The organism is Streptomyces sp. NPDC037242 (assembly GCF_055604165.1).
Map to the genome: position 1 here is coordinate 111852 of NZ_JBVJUY010000005.1, position 21455 is coordinate 133306.

At 70.6% G+C, this 21455-nt stretch carries 21 protein-coding genes and 2 tRNA genes; 20 read left to right on the forward strand and 3 right to left on the reverse strand.

Annotated features, from left to right (window positions below; all coding sequences use genetic code 11):
- Window positions 1–68: 68 nt before the first annotated feature.
- The 5 genes from rplU to galE all read left to right on the forward strand — a co-directional run bounded on the left by rplU (window position 69) and on the right by galE (window position 4968).
- Window positions 69–389: a 50S ribosomal protein L21 gene (rplU, locus tag ACZ7GJ_RS08660; RefSeq protein ID WP_365920392.1), complete on the forward strand. Its 321-nt coding sequence runs from the start codon at window positions 69–71 to the stop codon at window positions 387–389.
- A gap of 13 nt (window positions 390–402) precedes the next feature.
- Window positions 403–657 (forward strand): 50S ribosomal protein L27, encoded by a 255-nt coding sequence (gene rpmA / locus ACZ7GJ_RS08665; protein WP_030027134.1) that lies wholly within the window; start codon window positions 403–405, stop codon window positions 655–657.
- A gap of 169 nt (window positions 658–826) precedes the next feature.
- A complete protein-coding gene (obgE, locus tag ACZ7GJ_RS08670; protein ID WP_470750428.1) occupies window positions 827–2272 on the forward strand; it encodes a GTPase ObgE in 1446 nt (481 codons plus the stop codon).
- A gap of 52 nt (window positions 2273–2324) precedes the next feature.
- Complete coding sequence (locus ACZ7GJ_RS08675; RefSeq protein ID WP_470750429.1) at window positions 2325–3947, forward strand: glycosyltransferase family 2 protein; 1623 nt, start codon at window positions 2325–2327, stop codon at window positions 3945–3947.
- 40 nt (window positions 3948–3987) lie between these two features.
- Complete coding sequence (gene galE, locus ACZ7GJ_RS08680; RefSeq protein WP_470750430.1) at window positions 3988–4968, forward strand: UDP-glucose 4-epimerase GalE; 981 nt, start codon at window positions 3988–3990, stop codon at window positions 4966–4968.
- An 85-nt stretch (window positions 4969–5053) separates the two neighbouring features.
- Here galE and ACZ7GJ_RS08685 read toward each other — a convergent pair whose 3' ends face one another.
- Window positions 5054–6232: a glycosyltransferase gene (locus tag ACZ7GJ_RS08685; RefSeq protein ID WP_470750431.1), complete on the reverse strand. Its 1179-nt coding sequence runs from the start codon at window positions 6230–6232 to the stop codon at window positions 5054–5056.
- Window positions 6229–9108, reverse strand: a complete 2880-nt coding sequence (locus tag ACZ7GJ_RS08690) for a bifunctional glycosyltransferase/CDP-glycerol:glycerophosphate glycerophosphotransferase (protein ID WP_470750432.1) — start codon at window positions 9106–9108, stop codon at window positions 6229–6231. The genes ACZ7GJ_RS08685 and ACZ7GJ_RS08690 overlap by 4 nt, the downstream gene beginning before the upstream one ends.
- Window positions 9109–9266: 158 nt before the next feature.
- Between ACZ7GJ_RS08690 and ACZ7GJ_RS08695 the strand changes: the two genes are divergently transcribed.
- From ACZ7GJ_RS08695 to ACZ7GJ_RS08725, 7 genes are all read left to right on the forward strand, one after another.
- Complete coding sequence (locus tag ACZ7GJ_RS08695) at window positions 9267–10241, forward strand: glycosyltransferase family 2 protein (RefSeq protein ID WP_470750433.1); 975 nt, start codon at window positions 9267–9269, stop codon at window positions 10239–10241.
- On the forward strand, window positions 10238–10672 hold the full coding sequence (locus ACZ7GJ_RS08700) for a GtrA family protein (protein ID WP_470750434.1): 435 nt from the start codon (window positions 10238–10240) through the stop codon (window positions 10670–10672). The genes ACZ7GJ_RS08695 and ACZ7GJ_RS08700 overlap by 4 nt, the downstream gene beginning before the upstream one ends.
- A gap of 80 nt (window positions 10673–10752) precedes the next feature.
- Entirely contained in the window at window positions 10753–11880 is a 1128-nt protein-coding gene (gene proB, locus ACZ7GJ_RS08705; RefSeq protein ID WP_365920409.1) for a glutamate 5-kinase, read from the forward strand.
- A gap of 96 nt (window positions 11881–11976) precedes the next feature.
- A complete protein-coding gene (locus ACZ7GJ_RS08710; protein ID WP_470750554.1) occupies window positions 11977–12366 on the forward strand; it encodes a hypothetical protein in 390 nt (129 codons plus the stop codon).
- 79 nt (window positions 12367–12445) lie between these two features.
- Entirely contained in the window at window positions 12446–13729 is a 1284-nt protein-coding gene (locus ACZ7GJ_RS08715; RefSeq protein WP_470750435.1) for a glutamate-5-semialdehyde dehydrogenase, read from the forward strand.
- A 77-nt stretch (window positions 13730–13806) separates the two neighbouring features.
- Window positions 13807–14370, forward strand: coding sequence for an SCO2584 family spore wall biosynthesis protein (locus ACZ7GJ_RS08720; protein ID WP_470750436.1), 564 nt, complete (start codon window positions 13807–13809; stop codon window positions 14368–14370).
- A gap of 70 nt (window positions 14371–14440) precedes the next feature.
- Window positions 14441–15583, forward strand: coding sequence for an SCO2583 family membrane protein (locus ACZ7GJ_RS08725; protein ID WP_470750437.1), 1143 nt, complete (start codon window positions 14441–14443; stop codon window positions 15581–15583).
- Here the strand turns inward: ACZ7GJ_RS08725 and ACZ7GJ_RS08730 are convergent.
- The gene (locus ACZ7GJ_RS08730) at window positions 15567–16673 is read right to left on the reverse strand and encodes a M48 family metallopeptidase (protein ID WP_470750438.1); all 1107 of its coding nucleotides are present in this window, start codon (window positions 16671–16673) and stop codon (window positions 15567–15569) included. The genes ACZ7GJ_RS08725 and ACZ7GJ_RS08730 overlap by 17 nt on opposite strands.
- 140 nt (window positions 16674–16813) lie before the next feature.
- Here ACZ7GJ_RS08730 and ACZ7GJ_RS08735 point away from each other — a divergent pair, with 140 nt between their 5' ends.
- The 8 genes from ACZ7GJ_RS08735 (at window position 16814) to ACZ7GJ_RS08770 (ending at window position 21364) form a co-directional block, all read left to right on the forward strand.
- Window positions 16814–16981: a hypothetical protein gene (locus ACZ7GJ_RS08735; protein WP_470750439.1), complete on the forward strand. Its 168-nt coding sequence runs from the start codon at window positions 16814–16816 to the stop codon at window positions 16979–16981.
- A 66-nt stretch (window positions 16982–17047) separates the two neighbouring features.
- Entirely contained in the window at window positions 17048–17665 is a 618-nt protein-coding gene (gene nadD / locus ACZ7GJ_RS08740) for a nicotinate-nucleotide adenylyltransferase (RefSeq protein WP_470750440.1), read from the forward strand.
- Between the two features lie 24 nt (window positions 17666–17689).
- Window positions 17690–19387, forward strand: a complete 1698-nt coding sequence (locus ACZ7GJ_RS08745; RefSeq protein WP_470750441.1) for a LytR C-terminal domain-containing protein — start codon at window positions 17690–17692, stop codon at window positions 19385–19387.
- A gap of 120 nt (window positions 19388–19507) precedes the next feature.
- On the forward strand, window positions 19508–19954 hold the full coding sequence (gene rsfS, locus ACZ7GJ_RS08750; RefSeq protein WP_365920425.1) for a ribosome silencing factor: 447 nt from the start codon (window positions 19508–19510) through the stop codon (window positions 19952–19954).
- Window positions 19951–20607 carry a histidine phosphatase family protein gene (locus ACZ7GJ_RS08755; RefSeq protein WP_470750555.1) on the forward strand — a complete coding sequence of 219 codons (657 nt, stop codon included), beginning with the start codon at window positions 19951–19953 and terminating at the stop codon, window positions 20605–20607. Before rsfS ends, ACZ7GJ_RS08755 begins: the two co-directional genes overlap by 4 nt.
- Window positions 20608–20717: 110 nt before the next feature.
- Window positions 20718–20790: transfer RNA gene (locus tag ACZ7GJ_RS08760), tRNA-Ala, on the forward strand.
- Window positions 20791–20925: 135 nt separating this feature from the next.
- Window positions 20926–21159, forward strand: coding sequence for a hypothetical protein (locus tag ACZ7GJ_RS08765; RefSeq protein ID WP_365920427.1), 234 nt, complete (start codon window positions 20926–20928; stop codon window positions 21157–21159).
- A gap of 132 nt (window positions 21160–21291) precedes the next feature.
- A tRNA-Ala gene (locus ACZ7GJ_RS08770) sits at window positions 21292–21364 on the forward strand.
- Window positions 21365–21455: the final 91 nt, after the last annotated feature.

The window sequence follows — 21455 nt, forward strand, 5'->3', positions numbered from 1 at the left end:
TCTTCACGAGGGGCCTGCCTGAGCGGCTGGCTTCAGGAGCATCCGTCCCGAGTGAGAGAGAGATCCGCGTGTACGCCATCGTGCGCAGCGGTGGTCGCCAGCACAAGGTTGCTGTCGGCGACATCGTTGAGGTTGACAAGATTTCCACTGCCAAGGTTGGCGACACGGTCGAGCTCTCGACCCTGCTCGTTGTCGACGGCGAAGCCGTGACCAGCGACCCGTGGGTCCTGGCCGGCATCAAGGTCCAGGCCGAGGTCGTGGACCACCACAAGGGCGCCAAGATCGACATCCTGCGCTACAAGAACAAGACCGGCTACCGCCGTCGCCAGGGTCACCGCCAGCAGTACACGGCGATCAAGGTCACCGGTATCCCCGCGGCTGCGAAGTAAGAGGGACTGAGACATGGCACACAAGAAGGGCGCATCGTCCACCCGGAACGGGCGCGATTCCAATGCTCAGCGGCTCGGCGTGAAGCGCTTCGGCGGTCAGGTCGTTTCCGCTGGTGAGATCCTCGTCCGCCAGCGCGGCACCCACTTCCACCCGGGTTCGGGTGTCGGCCGTGGCGGCGACGACACGCTGTTCGCGCTGCAGGCCGGTGCCGTGCAGTTCGGTACGCACCGTGGCCGCAAGGTCGTCAACATCGTTCCGGCCGCCTGATCCAGCTTCTGCTGATCTAGCGCGTTCGTAACTTCCCGAGGGCGGATCTCAGCTCTTTCCGGCGCAAGCCGGGAAGAGAGGTCCGCCCTCGGCGCGTTGTCACATAGACACGTTTAATGGGCAGCAAGGCCTGCCCGGGACATTCCCGTATGTATCTGGAGGAACACCCATGACCACCTTCGTGGACCGCGTCGAGCTGCACGTCGCCGCGGGTAACGGGGGCCACGGCTGCGCCTCCGTTCACCGGGAGAAGTTCAAGCCGCTCGGCGGTCCCGACGGCGGCAACGGCGGCCGTGGCGGCGACGTCATCCTGGTGGTGGAGCAGGCGATCACCACCCTGCTGGACTACCACCACAGCCCCCACCGCAAGGCCACCAACGGCAAGCCCGGCGAGGGCGGCAACCGCTCCGGCAAGGACGGCCAGGACCTGGTCCTGCCCGTGCCGGACGGCACCGTGGTCCTCGACAAGGAGGGCAACGTCCTCGCCGACCTCGTCGGCCAGGGCACCACCTACGTGGCCGCAGAGGGCGGCCGCGGCGGCCTCGGCAACGCCGCCCTGTCCTCCGCCCGCCGCAAGGCCCCCGGCTTCGCGCTCCTCGGCGTCCCCGGCACCACCGGCGACGTCGTCCTGGAGCTCAAGACCGTCGCCGACGTGGCGCTGGTCGGCTTCCCGAGCGCCGGCAAGTCCTCGCTGATCTCGGTGCTCTCCTCGGCCAAGCCGAAGATCGCGGACTACCCCTTCACGACCCTCGTCCCGAACCTCGGCGTCGTCACGGCCGGCTCGACCGTCTACACGATCGCCGACGTCCCGGGCCTGATCCCCGGCGCCAGCCAGGGCAAGGGCCTCGGCCTGGAGTTCCTGCGCCACGTCGAGCGCTGCTCGATCCTCGTGCACGTCCTGGACACCGCCACCCTGGAGTCCGACCGCGACCCGCTGGCCGACCTCGACGTCATCGAGGAGGAGCTCAAGCTCTACGGCGGCGGCCTGGAGAAGCGCCCGCGCCTCGTCGTCCTCAACAAGGTCGACATCCCCGACGGCCAGGACCTCGCCGACATGGTCCGCCCGGACCTTGAGGCCCGCGGCTACAAGGTCTTCGAGGTCTCCGCGGTCTCCCGTACGGGTCTGAAGGAGCTGTCCTACTTCCTCGGCGAGGTCATCGCGAAGGCCCGTGCCCGCAAGCCGAAGGAGGAGGCGACCCGTATCGTCATCCGCCCGAAGGCCGTGGACGACGCCGGCTTCACCGTCACCTACGACGAGGTCGAGGACGTCTACAACGTGCGCGGCGAGAAGCCGGAGCGCTGGGTCCGCCAGACCGACTTCAACAACGACGAGGCCGTCGGCTACCTCGCCGACCGCCTCAACCGCCTCGGTGTCGAGGACGCGCTGCGCAAGGCCGGCGCCCGCGCCGGTGACGGCGTGGCCATCGGCTCCGACGAGAACGCGGTCGTCTTCGACTGGGAGCCGACCATGATGGCCGGCGCCGAGATGCTGGGCCGCCGAGGCGAGGACCACCGCCTGGAGGCCCCCCGCCCGGCGACCACGCGCCGCAAGGAGAAGGAAGCCAAGCGCGGGGACTCCGCCCAGCAGGAGTACGACGAGTTCCGTCCCTTCTGAGTGCCGGACGCCCTTGAGGTGGTGTTTACTCCGGTCGCCTAGGATCCACCGGGTGACCAGCACCATTTCTCCCACCGTTTCCGTCGTGGTGATCGCGTACAACGACGCCGGGCTCGTGGGCGAAGCCGTTTCCTCGGCTCTCGCCCAGGGCCCGGTGGTCGCCGAGGTCATCGCCGTGAACGACGCCTCGTCCGACAGCACCGCTCAGGTGCTCGACGAGCTGGCCGCCCGCCACCCCCGCCTGAAGGTGGTGCACCGCACGGAGAACAGCGGCGGCTGCGGCACCCCGCGCAACGACGGCATCGCGGCCGCGAGCGCCCCCTACGTGCTCTTCCTGGACAGCGACGACGTCCTGCCCCCGGGAGCGGCCGACGCCCTGGTGCGCGCCGCCGAGCAGCACCGCGCACCCGTCACCGTCGGCGCCTGCGTCAGGCGGGAGCTGCCCGAGGGCCGCGACGTCCCGTGGGCGCCCGGGGTGTACACCGCGGGCGACGTGATCGAGCGGCCCGCCGACCGGCCCGGACTGGTCCGGGACACGCTCTGCGTCAACAAGCTCTACGACCGCTCCTTCCTGGACAAGCATTCGATCCGCTTTCCCGACGGTCGTTTCATCTACGAGGACTTCGTCTTCACCGCCCGCGTCCTGGCCGCCGCCCCGCGCATCGCGGTGATCGGCGACCTCGTCTACGTGTGGCACGTGCGCCGCAGCGCCGCCCAGGTGTCGATCTCCCTGGACCGCAAGGACGTGGGTAACTGGCGCTCGCGCATCGAGGCCCACCGCACGGCCTCCCGGATCATCAGCGCGGCCTCGCCGGAGCTGGGCCGGGCCTGCCAGGTCAAGTTCCTGGAGTACGACCTGCGCATGTACCTGCGCGAGCTCGGCAAGGACCCCGAGTACCAGGCCGCCTGGTGGACCCTGACCCGCGAGTACGTCGACACCTTCGCCGAGGCCGACATCGAGGCCGCCGGGGCGCATGCCCGCTGGATCGTCCGGGTGCTGCGCGCCACCGCGACCCCGCCCGCGCCCGCGGACCTGGAGCGGCTCACCCGCTTCGCCGCCGACCCGCCCCGCCTGCTGCCCCCGTACGCCACCGGAGCCGACGGGCTGCCGGTGTGGAGCGCGGAACTCCCGGTCCGGCTGGACGGCCTGGCCGGGCTGCCGGTCGCCGAGCTGCCCGTCACCGTCGACGCCGGGCCGGCCGGCTCCGCCGGGCTGCGGATCCACGTACACGACCTGTACGGGCGCCTCGCCGCGGCCGGGCCGCACACGGCGTACCTGCGCTTCGTGCCCCGCGCGGGCGGCGAGCCCGTGGTCACCCGGTCGGCCGGGCTGCGGTCCGAGGAGGCCGGCGGCTGGAGCGCGGAGCTGCCGTTCCGGCTCACCGCGGTGGCCGCCGCCGGGCGCCGCACCGGCGCGCGCGGGATGCAGGCCTGGAACGTCGAAGTGGGCGTGGAGTGCGAGGACGGGAGCTCCCTGCTCACCTCCCCGCGCCCCCTGGACGGGTTGCTCCACCGCCGCGCGCTGGCGAGCAGCCGGTACGGTGTTCTGCTGGCACAGCCGTTCCGTGCCGCGGGCGGCTCGCTGGGCCTGCGGCTCGCGCCCGGCGCACAGGGCGCGCTCAGCTTCGTACGCAACCGTCTGCACCGGGCCATGGCAGGCCGCGCGTCGGGCTGAGGCACACCAGAAATATCGGACAGGACTCGGGAGACACGGCATGACTTTTCTGATCACCGGTGGCGCCGGCTACATCGGCGCGCACGTCGTCCGCGCGATGCTGCTCGCGGGGGAGAAGGTGGTCGTCCTCGACGACCTCTCCACGGGCAACGAGGACCGCGTTCCGGAGGGCGTCCCGCTGGTGATCGGGTCGGTCCTGGACCGGCTGATCCTGGACGAGACCATCTCCGAGCACAAGATCACCGGCGTGGTGCACCTCGCGGGCAAGAAGCAGGTCGGCGAGTCCGTCGAGAAGCCGCTGTTCTACTACCACGAGAACGTCCAGGGGCTCACGGTCCTGCTGCAGGCCGTCGCCGCCGCGGGCATCCGCAACTTCCTCTTCTCCTCCTCCGCCTCCGTGTACGGGATGCCCGACGTGGACCTGGTCACCGAGGAGACCCCGTGCGCGCCGCTGAGCCCGTACGGCGAGACCAAGCTGACGGGCGAGTGGCTGGTTCGCGCGGCCGGCAGGGCGCACGGCATCTCCACCGCCTGCCTGCGCTACTTCAACGTGGCGGGCGCCGCGACCCCCGAGCTCGCCGACACCGGCGTCTTCAACCTCGTCCCGATGGTCTTCGAGCGGTTCGACGCGGGCGAGGGCGCGCGGATCTTCGGCGATGACTACCCGACCCCGGACGGCACCTGCATCCGCGACTACATCCACGTCGAGGACCTCGCGGACGCGCACGTCGTGGCCGCGCGCAAGCTCGCCGAGTGGGGTGCGCAGGGCCAGTACCAGGACCTCACCGTGAACATCGGCCGTGGCGAGGGCGTCTCCGTACGGGAGATGGTCGAGCTGCTGAACGAGAACACCGGGCACACCTACGAGCCCGTGGTCACCCCGCGGCGCCCCGGCGACCCGGCGAAGGTCGTGGCCTCGGCCGACCGGATCGCGGCCGAGCTGGGCTGGAAGGCGCGGCACGACGTCCGCGAGATGATCACCTCCGCCTGGAAGGGCTGGGAGGCCAACCGCAAGGGCTGACCCGCCCGCCCGCCCACGTACGTACGAAGCCGCCCGCCCCGGACACGACCGGGGCGGGCGGCTTCGTCTGCGCGGGGGAGGGGCTTCAGCGCTCCAGGAAGGAGAACAGCTCCTCCCACCGGTCGGTGATCTCGGCACTGGAGTACCGCTGGACGTGGTGGAAAGCGGTGTCACCGAGCCGGTCGCGCAGCGCGCGGTCCGACATCAGCGCGTCCAAGTGGCCCGCCAGCTCCATGGTGTTGCCCAGCCGGGCCAGCAGCCCGTCCTCGCCGTGCTCCACGATCTCCCGTACGCCCGGCGCGCAGTCGAAGGCGGCCACGGGCACGCCTGCCGCCATCGCCTCCAGCAGGGTGATCGGGAACCCTTCGGCCCGGGAGGCCTGCGCGAACACCGAGGCACCGCGCAGCGCTGCCAGCACGTCGTCCGTACTGCCCATCCACTCCACGGAGTCGTCGAGCCCGAGCGAGGTGCAGTGCGCCCGCAGCGCCGGCTCCTCCACGCCCGCGCCGTAGACCCGCAGCACCCAGTCGGGGTGGTGCGGGGCGGCGTCGGCCCACGCGTCGAGCAGCAGGTCCATGCCCTTCTCGAACGCGAGCCGGCCCACCGTCGCGACGACCTTCTCCGTGCGCGGAGCGGGTGCGTCCGGCATGAAGGGCAGCGGGTTCGGCATGCTCCCCACGTTCTCCATGCCCGCCCGGATCCACAGGTCCGCGTCCTCCGGGGTCAGCACCAGCATCCGGTCGACCTCCGGGTAGTAGCGGCGTACCCGCTCGCCCCGGGTGGACTTCTGGCTGGCCTCGAAGGACTCGTGGCTCATGCCGATGACGCTGAGCCCCTTGGTGTCGGCGAGGGCCACCCACTCCATCGCCCAGACCTGGGTGACGATCACCACGCCGCCGGGACGGGCCGCGCGGAAGAGGTCGTTCAGCGTCTGCGCCTTGGCCCGCATCCGGGCCCGGCGGGCCGCCTGGCGGCGCCGCTCGGGCGCGTTGAGCCGGCCCTTGAGCCCGTGCAGCCGGCGGGCCTTGGGCGGGTGGGCGTCGTAGAGCGTGGTCATCTCGTACGGGAGGTCCTGCGGCAGCTTCTGCCGGATCTCCTCGGCGACCGGGGCGATGCCGACGATGTGCACCCGGTGCCCGCGGTCGGTGAACAGCTGGGCCATCTGGTGCGACCAGGTGGTCACCCCGCCGAGCTCGTCGACGCTGTTGGAGACGAGGAAGATGTCACGGCCGCCCGACGCGGACCCGGCGGTGTGCTGGCTCACTTGCCGCTCCTGGTGAAGAACTTCTCGACGATCTGGCGGGCCGCGTCCCCACGGTCGTACTCGCCGAACTCGGTGAGGAAGCGCTGGCGCGCCTCGGCGTACTTGGCGTCCGCCTCGTCGAAGGCGGCGATGGCCTGGAGGAGCTCGTCCGCCGTGGCCACGACCGGGCCCGGGGCCTTCTCCTTCAGGTCGAAGTACGTGCCGCGGATGTCGGTCGCGTACTTGTCGTAGTCGTACGCGAAGAACAGCATCGGCCGGTCCAGGACCGCGTAGTCGAACATCACCGACGAGTAGTCGGTGACCAGCCCGTCCGCGAGCGCCAGCAGCGGGGTGATGTCGTGGTGCTTGGACACGTCGATCACCCGGCCCTCGACCGACGGCGGCAGCGAGACGCTGTTGAGGTAGTGGGTGCGCACCAGCAGCGTGAAGCGGTCGCCGAGCCGGTCGGCGAACTCCTCGACGTCGAAGGGGAACTCGAAGCCCTCGACGGTGCCGTCCGCGGCCGCCCGGAAGGTGGGCGCGTACAGCAGCACCTTCTTGTCCGGGTCGATGCCGAGCTCCGCGGCCAGCGGCCCGCGCACCCGCTCGCCGCTGTGGGCCTCGCTGCGGTGCGCCTCGACCAGGGCGTCGTTGCGCGGGTAGCCGGTGCGCAGCAGGACCTCGTCGCGCAGCCGGAAGCCCTTGGCGAGGGTGCGGGTGTCGTGCTCGGAGCGGATCAGGAAGTGGTCGAAGCGGTCGACGGCCGCCTGGAACCGGGCCTGGCCCGCCCGGCCCTGAGCCTTGGTGCGCGGCTCGTGGAAGCCCATCCGCTTGAGTGCGGAGCCGTGCCAGGTCTGGATGTAGGTGGTTCCGGAGCGCTTGGCCAACGCCAGCGGGAAGCCCTGGTTGTCGACCCAGTACTCGGCCTGTGCCAGCGCCCGCAGGTACGGCCAGCTCCAGCGCCGGACCAGGGTGGCCTCCTTGGGGAAGCCGGTGGGCTTGCCGCCCGCGTAGGACCAGATCGCCTCGAAGGGCGCGCCCTGGCGCACCATCTCCTCGTAGATCGCCTTGGGGCTGTCGCTGTACTGCTTGCCCATGTGGCTCTCGAAGACGACCGTGCCCTTCTTGATCGGCAGCTTCGAGAAGACCTCGTGGTAGACCTTCACCTTCTGCTCGCCGGAGCCCAGGTTGCGCCGGGCCTTCAGGGCCCTGCGCAGGCTGCGCTTGACCACACCGGCGGCCTTGCCGTGCATCGCGCTGTTGATCAGCGTCTGGGTGCGCACGGCTGCGGCGCCCTCGGCGATCAGGACGTAGGAGAGGTTGCCCTTCTTCGTCATCTCCGGCTCGAAGCGGTCCGAGACCAGCCGGGTCAGCCGGGGGCGGACCCGCAGCCGCGCCGCCGTCTCCAGGTCGACCCCGCCGACCGAGACGCGGGTGGTGACCCGGTCCGCGCCGGCCGTCAACTTCAGGCGCACGTCCCAGACGGCGTCGATGATGCCGAGGGGGCGGATCGTGCTCCCGATGTCGGCCGTCGCGGTCCACTCGATCGTGTCACCGGCGTGGCGCACGGTTGCCGCCGGGAAGCTGAACGAGCGCACCCCGATCTGCCGGCGGGCCCGGAATTCGAGCGAAGCCTTGAGTTCCGTTTCGGGCTTGATGCGGCCCAGGGGGTTCACGACGGCGCCGGAGAGCGTCACCGTGCCGCGCCCGTCGTCCTCGTACGAGGTGAGGCGGTTGCCCAGGGTCAGGGAGCCGAGCGGGGTGGTGTGGAAGCCCTGCTCGGTGACATCCAGTATCCGGCGGGCCTCGGTGTCGTCGGGGTCGTCGATGTGCTGTGCGCACCAGTAGACGCGGCCGTCCCGCTCGGCCAGCGGGGAGGACAGCCGGCCCTTGTTGGTCATGGCGTCGGCGGCCGGGAGCAGGTTGTCCCAGTCCTCCTTGCCCAGCAGGTAGGCGCAGATGGCCTGGAGGTGGTTGACGTTGTCGTACGCCGCCGGGTCGATGCCGGCCAGGTAGCCGTTGGCGAGGCGGGCGAACTCCTGCCGGTACGCATCACCCAGCAGGGGCAGGTCGCGCAGGTGGAGCACCAGGTCGTGCTTGAGGAACTTGGCGTCCTTCGCGGACTTGATCTGCGCGTGGCCCTTGGCCGCGAGCAGCTCGTCCACGCGCCGGTGGATCTCCATCCGGTGGACGAAGTTCGCGATCTCGTGGCGCCGGTTGCTGATCGACTTCGCCGCCGCCTTCTCGACCACGTTCCAGAAGTAGACGTGGTTGGGGATCAGCGTGATGCGGCGGGCGGCGACATAGGCCTGCGCGGAGAACAGCAGGTCCTCGTAGTGGATCCCGACCGGGAACTCCAGGCCCTGCTCCAGCAGGAACGCGCGCCGGTAGCACTTGTTCGTGGAGAGGGTGTCGTAGACCAGCAGGTCGGGGAACTCGGTGATCGACTCCAGCGTCCGGGTGCGCGAGTAGATCCAGGGGTACCACTCGGTGGTCTTGCCCCACCGGTTGTCGAGGTGCACGCGTACGCACATGCCCGAGACCAGGTCGGAGTCGGTCCGCTCGGCGGCGTACAGCATGTTGCGGCAGGCGTTTCGTTCCAGCACGTCGTCGCTGTCCAGGAACATGACGTACGTGCCGGTGGCCTGCCGGATGCCGTGGTTGCGCGGCGCACCGCAGCCGCCGCTGTTCTCCGGCAGCTGGAAGGCGCGCACCCTGCCAGGGTGCGCCGCCTCCAGCTCCTGCGCGACCGCGTAGGACCGGTCCTTGCTGCAGTCGTCGACGATCACGACTTCGACCCCGTGCAGGGTTTGGTCCAAAACCGACTGGACGGCTGTCGGCAGACGCTCTGCGTCGTTGTAGACGATGACGACCACGGAGACGTCAGGCACGTGCACCTCGATCCCTTCGTTCCATTCCGCTTATCCCGTCAAAGCTACCGTGTGCCGCACTCCACTCAGGCAGGCCGATGGTCGGCGTGCATACTTCTAAGGAAGAGGTGAGTGGCGGGTCCGGTCGCCGACAATCACCCGTTCGGACCCAGCAGGAAGTGTTCATGAAGCTGTCCGTAGTAGTCCCTTGCTACAACGAGGAAGCTGTTGTCGACAGCTTCGACCTCGAAATCCGCAGGGTCCTGGACGCCCTCCCCGTCGAGTACGAGGTCTGCTACGTCGACGACGGCAGCCGCGACGGAACCCTCGAAAAGCTCCGCAAGATCGCCGCGCAGCACGGCGAGCGGACCCGGTACGTATCCTTCAGCCGCAACTTCGGCAAGGAGGCCGGCATGCTCGCGGGCCTCCGCGAGGCCACCGGCGACGCCGTCGTGATCATGGACGCGGACCTCCAGCACCCGCCGGAGCTCATCGCGACCATGCTCGACTACTACCGGCAGGGACACGACCAGATCATCGCCCGCCGCACGCGCGAGGGCGACAAGAAGCTCCGCTCGGCCCTCAGCCGCCTGTACTACCGGGGCATCAACCGCTGGGTCGACGTGGAGCTCACCGACGGGGTCGGCGACTTCCGGTTGCTCTCGCGCCCGGCCGTGGACGCCCTGCTGTCGCTGCCGGAGTACAACCGCTTCTCCAAGGGCCTCTTCTCCTGGATCGGCTTCGACACCGTCCACTTCGACTACCGCAACGCCCAGCGCGAGGCCGGCGAGACGAAGTGGAAGTTCGGGTCCCTGCTGAACTACGGCATGGACGGGCTGATCTCGTTCAACAACCGCCCGCTGCGCATCGGCATCTGGCTCGGCGTGTCGCTGGTGGCCCTGACCGGGCTGTACGCGCTGTGGATCACCGTCATGGCGATCACGAACGGCGTCGAGTCGCCCGGCTACGTCACCCTCGTCGCCCTCATCACCGGCCTCGGCGGGGTCCAGATGATCATGCTGGGCCTCATCGGCGAGTACATCGGCCGCATCTACTACGAAACCAAGCGTCGCCCGCACTTCCTCGTGAAGGAAGCGCACGGCGCGGAAGGAGTGCCCGGCGTGTCCAAAGCAGTGATCGCGGAGGACAGCCGCCGATGACGAAGGACAGGAAAGAGCAGCTCGGCCAGGTCATACGGTTCGCCCTCGTGGGCGGCGTGAACACCGGCACCTTCTTCCTCATCTACCTCCTCCTGCACCCGTGGATGCCGTACTTCCTGGCCTACACGCTGGCGTTCGGGCTGTCGATGATCGGGTCGTTCTTCATGAACACCTACTTCACCTACCGGACCCGGCCGACCTGGAAGAAGTTCTTCCTCTTCCCGCTGACGAACGTCACGAACTACGTGGTCCAGTCGGTCGGCCTCTACGCCCTCGTCGCCTGGGCCGGACTGGACAGCAAGATCGCGCCGCTGGTCGCGGCCGTCGTCGCCATCCCGTTCACCTTCCTGCTGTCGCGCAAGATCCTCACTCCGGGAGCCGCGGCGCAGAGCGCCGACCCCGAGCCGGTCGGCGGCGCGTCCAGGGTCTGAAACCCCCGCGCAGTGCCTGCCTGCCACCCCGTAGATTGAGGTGGCAGGCAAGGCATTCGGCAAGGGGCAAGGGGACAGAAGTGTCAGCGGCTAGGCAAGGTGTCGTGGACGCCCGCAGGATCGTGGTCAAGGTCGGCTCCTCCTCCCTGACGACGGCGGCCGGCGGACTCGACGCCGACCGGGTGGACGCGCTGGTCGACGTACTGGCCAAGGCCCGCAGCGGCGGCGAGAAGGAGATCGTCCTGGTCTCCAGCGGCGCCATCGCTGCCGGCCTCTCCCCGCTCGGACTGCGCCGCCGCCCCAAGGACCTGGCCCGGCAGCAGGCCGCCGCCAGCGTCGGACAGGGACTGCTCGTCGCCCGCTACACCGCCTCCTTCGCGCGCTACGGAGTCCGTGTCGGCCAGGTGCTGCTCACCACCGACGACACCAGCCGGCGCGCCCACTACCGCAACGCCTACCGGACGCTGGACCAGCTCCTCGCCATGGGCGCCCTCCCCGTGGTCAACGAGAACGACACCGTCGCCACGGACGAGATCCGCTTCGGCGACAACGACCGGCTCGCGGCACTGGTGGCCCACCTGGTCCGGGCCGACCTCCTCGTCCTGCTCTCCGACGTCGACGGCCTCTACGACGGCGACCCGTCCCTGCCCGGCACCACCCGCATCGACGAGGTGCGCGGTCCCGAGGACATCGCGCACGTCTCGATCGGCAGCGCCGGCAAGGCGGGCGTCGGCACCGGCGGCATGGTCACCAAGGTCGAGGCGGCCCGCATCGCCGCCGCCGCCGGCATCCCGGTCGTCCTCACCTCGGCCAGCCAGGCGGCCGACGCGCTGGCCGGGCGCCTGACCGGTACGCACTTCCACGCCACGGGCCGGCGCTCCGCGGACCGGCTGCTGTGGCTCCAGCACGCGTCGACCCCGCAGGGGCACCTCGTGCTGGACGAGGGCGCGGTGCGCGCGGTCACCGAGCGCGGCAGCTCCCTGCTGCCGGCGGGCATCGCCGCCGTCGAGGGCGACTTCGTGGCCGGGGACCCCGTGGAACTGCGGGCCACCGACGGCCGTGCGGTGGCCCGGGGCCTGGTCAACTTCGACGCCAAGGAGCTGCCGCAGCTCCTCGGCCGCTCCACCCGAGAGCTCGCGCGGGAACTCGGACCCGCGTACGAGCGGGAGGTCGTCCACCGTGACGATCTGGTCCTGCTCCAGGGCTGAGGTTCCGTAAAACCGCCGCGCGGTGCGCCAAGGACTGGTCAACTGTGAGGGGCGGACACGCGTAGCAAGAACAGGAGGCGGCTGGTGAGGCGAGCGCTGACCAGCGTCGGCACGGGGGACGGCGGCGCAGACGGGCAGGACGACTCCTCCCGCCTCTGGCACGTGACCCTGAGCGTCTCCGGCAAGCCGGCGCCGCTGTCCGAGGTCCGGCGCGGGCTGGAGCAGCTGGCGCACGACCATCCCTTCCTGCTGACCAGCCGGTACGCCGACGACCATGCGGAGATCCGCTACTGGGAGGAGGCCCGCGACCTCCATGACGCGGCCGCCGTCGCCCTGCGGCTGTGGGGCGAGCACCGCTCCTCGGCGCAGCTGCCGCCCTGGGAGATCGTCGGCCTGGAGGTCATCGACCGCGCCACCTACCACCAGCGCGTTGCGGAGGGCTACGGTCCGCCCCCGGCCCACCCGGTGGGCGTCCACCCGTACTGAACGCGGCGGCTGCGAGGACCCGGTCTCGGGGGGTGAAACCCCCGTCCGCCGGGGCCGGGCCGGGGACTACCCTGGCCGCATGACCACGCTCGATGACGCCACCGCCACCTCGCCCGTCCTCGCCACCGCGCAAGCGGCCCGCACGGCGGCCGCCGCCATCGCCCCACTCCCGCGGTCCGCCAAGGACACGGCCCTGCTGGCCATCGCGGACGCGCTGGAGGCCCGTACGGCCGAGATCGTCGAGGCCAACGCCACCGACACGGCCAAGGCGCGGGCGGCCGGCACCAGCGAGACCGTCATCGACCGGCTCACCCTCACCCCCGAGCGGGTCGCGGCCATCGCCTCCGACGTACGCGACGTCGCGGCCCTGCCCGACCCCGTCGGCGAGGTCGTCCGGGGCTCCACGCTCCCCAACGGCATCGACCTCCGCCAGATCCGCGTCCCCCTCGGCGTCGTCGGCATCATCTACGAGGCCCGCCCCAACGTCACCGTCGACGCCGCCGCCCTCTGCCTGAAGTCCGGCAACGCGGTCCTGCTCCGCGGCAGCTCCTCCGCGTACGCCTCGAACACCGCCCTGGTCGCCATCCTGCGCGACGCCGTCGAGTCCGCGGGCCTGCCCGCCGACGCGATCCAGCTGGTCCCGGGCGAGTCCCGCGACTCCGTCCGCGAGCTGATGCGCGCCCGCGGCCTCGTCGACGTGCTCATCCCGCGCGGCGGCGCCTCCCTCATCAAGACCGTGGTCGAGGAGTCCATCGTCCCGGTCATCGAGACCGGCACCGGCAACTGCCACGTCTATGTGGACGCCCAGGCCGACCTGGCCATGGCAGTGGACATCCTCGTCAACTCCAAGGCCCAGCGGCCCTCCGTCTGCAACTCCGCCGAGACGCTCCTCGTCCACCGCGACATCGCCGACGCCTTCCTGCCGCTCGCCCTCGACGCGCTCGCCGACGCCGGGGTGACCGTCCACGGCGACGACCGGGTGCTCGCCTTCGCCGAGAACTCCAAGGTCACCGCGCTCCCCGCCACGGACGAGGACTGGGCCGCCGAGTACCTCTCGTACGACATCGCGGCCGGCGTCGTGGACTCCCTCGACGACGCCGTCACCCACATCCGCCGCTGGACCTCCGGCCACACCGAGGCGATCGTGACCACCTCGCAGGCCGCCGCGCGCCGCTTCACCCAGCTGGTCGACTCGACCACGGTCGCCGTGAATGCGTCCACCCGGTTCACGGACGGTGGCCAGTTCGGCTTCGGCGCCGAGATCGGAATCTCCACCCAGAAGCTGCACGCCCGGGGCCCCATGGGCCTCCCCGAGCTCACCTCGACCAAGTACATCGTCACCGGCGACGGTCACGTTCGGTAATCGCAGCCGGGACGGCGCGTGGCCGGATTTCGGCACATGCCCTGCCCAAACCCGCCCCCCAGGTCTACGCTGGTTCTGTGCCGGACGACGTGGGGGGCAAGCCGTTCCCGGACGACGGGTCCCCCGAAGACGATGCAGACGACCGCGGAGGCGCGGACAAGGACTTCGCCTCCGTGGTGTTCGACGAGGACTTCGTCCGGAACGCCGAGATCCATGAACCGAGCGCCGCAGAGCGCCAACGGGCGGCCGACCGGGCCCGCGCGGAGGCCGAAGCCGCCCGCGCCGTCGCCGGCGGCTGGCAGGGCGACGAGGACTACGCCTACGGCCATCCCGACGGATACGGGCTCGACGAATCCGGCTGGGAGAACGGCCACGGCTACGGCTACGCGGAAGGCCCGTACGGCGCCTACGGCGGCGCCCTGCGCCCCTACCGCGGCCGCTCACCATGGCTGCGCCCCGTCGCCTGGGTGCTCGCCTTCGTGATGGGCCTGGGCATGGTGGCCCTCGCCTTCAGCGCCGTCTACCGCAGCGCCGCCGCCGACGCAGACCCCGCCGGCCCGGCCCCACTACCCGCCAGCACTCCGATGGGCGAAGTCAGCGGCGCCAAGGCGTTTACGCAGCCCGTCGGCCGCCAACCCTGAAGGTACGACCCCACTCCCTTTTTCGCCGGAGCCGGGGGCTTCTCTGAAGCGGGGACAGCGGGGAGAAGCGATGGCCATGCCAGGAGATCCACCCAACGGCACCCCCGACGGCATCGGCGGGGGCGACGACGAGTTCCGGGCGGACGAGTACCGGTCGGTGGTGTTCGACGACGACTTCGTCAGGGCTGCCCGCATCCAGGAGTACTCCGCCGAGGAACGCCTCGACGGGCACTCCCGCGCCGTACGCAGCCGCTCCATCTGGTCCGGCGGCTACGCGGGCTCCCGCACCGGCAGCCCCGGCCGCGGAGCCCGGCAGGGCATGCTGCTCGTGCTGCTCATCGCCGCGGCCTTCGCGGCCGCCGTCTACATGGGCCTGCGCAACCCGTACGTGCCACCCGTCGGCGGCCGCGCCGAGCCGCTCAGCAGCACCGTCGTCCCGCTGGCGCCCAGCGTGACCGTCCCGGGCGGCCGCCCGGCCGACCTGTACGCCCAGAGCCCGGCCGCGCAGTACCGCGTCGGGGCGGCCGGGATCACCCTGCCCGCGGTGCGCCGCACCCACCACTTCACCGAGGGCCAGGTGCTCGTCGCCCTGACCGTCGCCAAGGACTACCTGGTGCAGTCCTCGCTGGACCCGGACGTGCTGTCCTCCGCCGCCTCCCGGCCGGTGCGGGTCCTGCTCGACCCCGACCAGCTGGCGCAGTTCGACCGCAGCATGCTCTCGCCCTCGGGCGACGGCCGGCACGCCGCCACCGGCTGGCTGGTCCGCTTCGACGCGGGGGCCGCCGTCGTGGCCGACTCCCGGGTCCGGGTGAGCGGCACCCTCGCCGTCCTGGAGGTGAGCCCGGAGGTGCTGGAGGTGACCACCGACCACACCTTCGTCTACGCCGTCCGCCCGGCCACCGGGCCCCCGACCGCGGCCGACGGCGCCTCGCTCTTCACCGTCCGCCGCGAGCTGCGGCTGCGCTTCGACCGCGAGGACCTCACCGCCCGGCGCGCCGAGCTGGCCTCGGCCTATGTGATGGCCGGCCCGCAGGACTGCTCCGCCGACCCCGCCGCGGGCTTCCGCCCGCTCCTGGCCGGGGCCGGGCCGACCACGGTCGGCCCGGCTGCGAGCGACCCGTACGCCAGCGGCCATCCGCGCATGACGGCCGGGCTGTGCGGCGTACTGGCGGCGACGCCGGCGCCGGCGCAGAGCGTCAGCCCTGTTCCGTAGACCCTCCGGCGCCCTGGCCCTTGCCCTGCGCGTCGCCTCCCGCGCCGCCCGTTCCACCCGCTCCGGCTCCGGCTCCGGTGAACTTGTCCCGGAGCTTGCCGCCCAGGTCGCCCGCCCCGCCGGCGATGTCGCCGACCAGCTTCATCAGCGGGTCCTTGCTGGTGCGCACCGAGTCGGCGTAGTGCGCGGCCGACTGCCGGAAGGAGTCGGTCACCGAGGTGTCCTTGTCCTCGTCCCGCCGCGGGTAGTGGCCGTCCATGATCCGCTGGTGGTCCCGGCTCTGCGACCACTTCTTCAGCTCGGCCGCCCGGACCGTAGTGAAGGGGTGCGTGCGGGGCAGCACATTGAGGATCTTCAGCACGGAATCGCGCAGGTCGCCGCTCTCCTCGTACTCCTCGGCCTGGGCAAGGAAGGCGTCGACATTCATCTCGTGGAGGTGGTTGCCGCCCGCGATCTTCATCAGCCCGCGCATCGAGGCGTTCACGTCCTGCCCCACCAGCAGACCGGCCCGGTCCGCGGAGAGCTCCGACTTGCGGAACCACTCCCGCAGCGCGGTCACGATCGCCATGATCGCCACATTGCCCAGCGGGATCCACGCCACCTTCAGCGCGAGGTTCGTCAGGAACAGCAGGATCGTGCGGTACACGGCGTGCCCCGACAGCGCGTGGCCCACCTCGTGGCCCACGACCGCCCGCATCTCCTCCTCGTCGAGCAGCTCCACGAGGCCCGTCGTCACCACGATGATCGGCTCGTCCAGCCCGATGCACATCGCGTTCGGCTTCGGGTCCTGCTGCACGTACATCTGCGGGACCTTCTCCAGGTCCAGGATGTAACAGGCGTCCCGCAGCATCGCGTACAGGTGCGGGAACTGCGTCTCGCCCACCCGCACGGAGTCCGACAGGAACAGCAGCCGCAGGCTCCGCTCCGGAAGGAGCCCGCTCAGGGCCTTGAACACCGTGTCGAACCCGCTCAGCCTGCGCAGCGCCACCAGCGCCGAGCGGTCCGCGGGGTGCTCATACGCCCGCGAGGAGATCCCGGGGAACCTCCTGCGGTCCCGTGCCGGTGCCTTCTCGAATCCCGTGTCCGTCATAGCGCCTCCCCCTCGATCTGACTTCCAGCCTGTGCGTCTATCCTCTCCAACGCCTGAGTCGACGTGAGCGTGCCCCAGGCCCCCGCATACGATGTGAGCGAAATCTCCGCCCGCTCCCCGACTCGATAGGTACCTGCCTGATGAGCCTCGCCACCACCGCCAACAGCCTGGTCGTCCTCGCCTCGGAGGGGGCCGAGAAGCACGGCGGCAACCACGACAGCCTCAACCCCTACCTGACCGGCGGCGCCGCGTTCGTCATCCTGCTGCTGCTGCTGTGGGTCACCACGCGCCTGAACCGCGACCGCTAGATCACCTCGCGTACGCGCTCGAATGCGGGTCCGGACCGCTCCGCCGGGCCAGTAGGCTCTGCGCTCATGGAAGAGCAGGAAGTGCCTACCGGCCCGGTCAAGCGCCGGCTCGGCGTGATGGGCGGGACGTTCGACCCGATCCACCACGGCCACCTGGTGGCCGCCAGTGAGGTGGCCGCGCTGTTCCACCTCGACGAGGTGATGTTCGTACCGACCGGCGAGCCGTGGCAGAAGTCGCAGCGGGCCGTGTCGTCCGCCGAGGACCGCTACCTGATGACGGTCATCGCGACCGCCTCGAACCCGCAGTTCTCGGTGAGCCGCATCGACATCGACCGCGGCGGGCCGACGTACACGATCGACACCCTGCGGGACCTCAGCGCACTCAACGACGACGCCGACCTGTTCTTCATCACCGGCGCCGACGCCCTCGCACAGATCCTGACCTGGCGAAATGCTGAGGAACTCTTCTCGCTCGCCCATTTCATCGGCGTCACCCGTCCGGGCCACGTCCTCACCGACGACGGTCTGCCGGAGGGCGGCGTCTCCCTGGTCGAGGTGCCCGCACTGGCGATCTCGTCCACGGACTGCCGCGCCCGGGTCGCCAAGGGGGATCCTGTCTGGTACTTGGTTCCGGACGGCGTGGTGCGCTACATCGACAAGCGTGAGCTGTACCGGGGAGCCTGAGCTTCCGGAGAGAGGGGCCCCGCGGTGAACGACCGACAGGATCAGTACGACCGGTACGATCCGCACGCCCACGAGCAGCAGCTCATCGGCTACGACGAGTACGGGCGGCCGGTGTACGGCCAGGTGCCCGCGCAGCCGTCCCCCGCCCCCGCCCAGCAGTACGAGCAGCAGGGCTACGGGCAGCAGCAGTCGTACGGCGGGTACGGCTACCAGCCGTACGACCAGCAGCCGCAGCAGTACTACCCGCAGCAGCAGCAGCCGCAGGACTACGCCCAGGCCCCCGCGTACGGCTACGACACGCAGGCCGCGCAGCAGTGGATCCCGCAGCAGGCCGCCCCCGAGGCCCCGGCCCAGCCCCCCGCCGCCGAGCCCGCACCGTCCCCGGAGCCCGAGTACCGCCGGCCCGCCGCGCAGGTCCCGGAGCCCCGCCGCTCCGACGCCGCCCCCGGGCAGCAGGCCGCCGGGTACCACACCGAGCAGTTCGCCTTCATCGACCAGCCGGACGAGGACTCCGAGGACGTCATCGACTGGCTCGCCTTCACCGAGAGCCGCACCGAGCGCCGCGAGGAGGCCCGCAGGCGCGGCCGCAAGCGCGTGGTGGCGCTGATCGTCGCGCTCGCCCTCTTCGTGGTGGGCGGCCTCGGCTACCTCTGGTACGCGGGCAAGCTGCCCTTCCTGGAGGGCCCAGGAAAGGCGAAGGACGCCGCGGCCGCCACCGGGCCGCAGAAGCGCGACATGATCGTCGTGCACGTGCACAACACCAAGAAGGGCGGCACCTCCACGGCGCTGCTCGTGGACAACGTCACCACCAAGCAGGGCGCCACCGTCCTCGTGCCCAACACCCTCAACGTCCCCAAGGAGGACGGCAGCGCCGCCGCCCTCGGCAAGGCGGTCGAGGAGGGCGGCCTCGGCGTGCGCGAATCCCTCGACACGGTGCTCGGCACGCACATCGGCGGCACCTGGCGCCTGGACACCCCCTTCCTGGAGAACCTCGTCGAGCTGGTCGGCGGCATCGAGGTCGACACCGACGCCGCGGTGCCCGCGGACGACGCGGCCAAGGCCCCGGCCGTGGCCCAGGGCCAGAAGCAGAGCCTCAGCGGCGCGATGGCCGTCGCGTACGCCACCCACCGCGGCCAGGGCGAACCGGAGGCCAAGCAGCTGGACCGGCTCGGCAAGGTCCTGTACGCCGTGCTGCGCAAGGTCCCCGGGGACGCCAAGTCGGCGACGATGACGGTCGAGAGCATCGGCCAGATCCTGGACCCGGCACTGAACGCGCAGACCCTCGGCGCCATGCTGGCCAAGCTCGGCGAACACGCCAAGGTGGGCTCGTACCGCACCGACGTGCTCGCGGTGAAGCCCGACGGCGGCCTCACGGACGACGCCAACAAGACGGTCGTCAAGGAGGTGCTCGGCGGCTCCTTCACGGCGGCCCAGTCCGGCGCCGCCCCGCGGGTCGGCCTCAAGGACGCCAGCGGCGACGACAAGAACCAGACCGCGGCGAAGGCGGCGCTGCTCAACGGCGGCTACTCGCTGGTCGACGGCGGCAAGGCGGACAAGACCGCTCCCGCGTCGCAGATCACGTACCAGGACGACGCGCAGCGGGACCGGGCGATCGAGGTCGCCAAGACGCTGGGGCTGCCCGAGACGGTCGTGAAGAAGGGCGAGAACACGGTCAACGCGGACATCGTGGTGATCTTGGGCAAGGACTACAAGACGTCCTGAGCCTTGCCCGGTCAGGGCTCCGAGGTGGGGATACGCCCGCGCGGGACGTTCCGCGCGGGCGGTGACGGCGGTACATGAGACCCTTGTATGGATCTGCCCGCCAACCCGAAAGCATGGCCAGTGACCGCCACGGACCGCTCCATCGAGCTCATCACCGCCGCCGCCCAGGCCGCGGCCGACCGGCTCGCGCACGACATCATCGCGTACGACGTCAGCGACGTGCTGTCGATCACCGACGCCTTCCTGCTCGCCTCGGCGCCCAACGACCGCCAGGTCAAGTCGATCGTGGACGAGATCGAGGAGCGCCTCCTCAAGGAGCTCGGCGCCAAGCCGGTGCGCCGCGAGGGCGACCGCGACGCCCGCTGGATCCTGCTCGACTACATCGACATCGTCGTCCACGTGCAGCACAGCGAGGAGCGGGTCTTCTACGCGCTGGAGCGCCTGTGGAAGGACTGCCCCGAGATCGACCTGCCCGAGGACGCCAAGCTCACCAAGGGCAAGGCCGAGGAGCACGCCAAGCTGCGTGAGGCAGCGGGCGACGACGACCTGGACGGTGATCTGTTCTGAGCACGCCCACCAGGGGGAAGACCGGACGGAAGATCGTCCTCTGGCGGCACGGCCAGACCTCGTGGAACCTGGAGCGCCGCTTCCAGGGCTCCACGGACATCGAGCTGACCGAGACCGGTGTGGCGCAGGCGCGCCGCGCCGCCCGGCTGCTCGCCTCGCTGAAGCCCGACGCCATCATCGCCTCCGACCTGCGGCGGGCCTCCGCCACGGCCGACGAGCTGGCCGCCGTCACGGGCCTGCCGGTGACGCGCAGCGCGGCGCTGCGCGAGACGTACGCGGGCGAGTGGCAGGGCCTCACGCACGACGAGATCGTCGAGAAGTACGGCGAGCAGTACGCAGCGTGGAAGCGCGGCGAGCCGGTCCGCCGCGGCGGCGGTGAGCTGGAGACCGAGGTCGCCGACCGGGCCGCTCCCGTGGTCCTGGAGCACGCGAACCGCCTGTCGGAGGCCGGCACGCTCGTCGTGGTCAGCCACGGCGGCGCCATCCGCACGACGATCGGCCGTCTGCTGGGGCTGGACGCGCACCACTGGGAGAGCCTCGGCGGGCTCTCCAACTGCTGCTGGTCCGTCCTCGGCGAGGGCGCGCGCGGCTGGCGGCTGATGGAGCACAACGCCGGCACGCTGCCGGAACCGGTTCTCGGCGACGACGACTGAGCGCTTCCGCCCGCCTCCCACCCGGATTTCACTTTCCGGCTGGTCACAGGCTAGAGTTCTTCTTGTTCGCAGCGCAGAACACCGGAAACGGGGGGAGCGCAGCGGAGAGCGGGGCTATAGCTCAGTTGGTAGAGCGCCTGCATGGCATGCAGGAGGTCAGGAGTTCAATTCTCCTTAGCTCCACAATCAGGATCCCGTCCCCAACAGGGGGCGGGATCCTTGCTTTTGTCCCTTGCTGACCAGCCGCGCACCGGCATGGCAGAATCGGACGGCCGGAGGGGGACACGACGGCCCGACGCGGGAGGGAGTCGCTGACGGATGGGTGCACACCGGCGGCGGTGCGACTGGTGCAACAACGGCACGCCGATCGTGCGGGACATGGACCCGATCAACTCCGACTACCAGTACTGGTGCGAGGAATGCGCGCGGGCGCTGATCATAAAAGGCGACCCGATCGAGACGTACCGCGAGCTGGAGGGGGAGCCGATCTACGGGCGCCTGCTCGACGAGCACTGCACGCTCAAGCGGTTCTACCAGTTCGCGCGAGCCTGACGATCTGTATCAAAACGGACATGGTCCGCGGTCCACGGAAACCGATTTTTGGACCAGGGCCATGACCGTGTAATGTTTGGGACGTCGCCAAGGGGAACCGGAAACGGAGAGCCGAGGTGGCGGGCAAGACAAGGGGCTATAGCTCAGTTGGTAGAGCGCCTGCATGGCATGCAGGAGGTCAGGAGTTCAATTCTCCTTAGCTCCACAGTGAAGAAGCGGGGGGGGGGGGGGGGGGGGGGGGGGTTTTTTTTTTTTTTTTTTTTGGTCGGGGGCGCGGGAGGGCGGAGGAGGAAAAA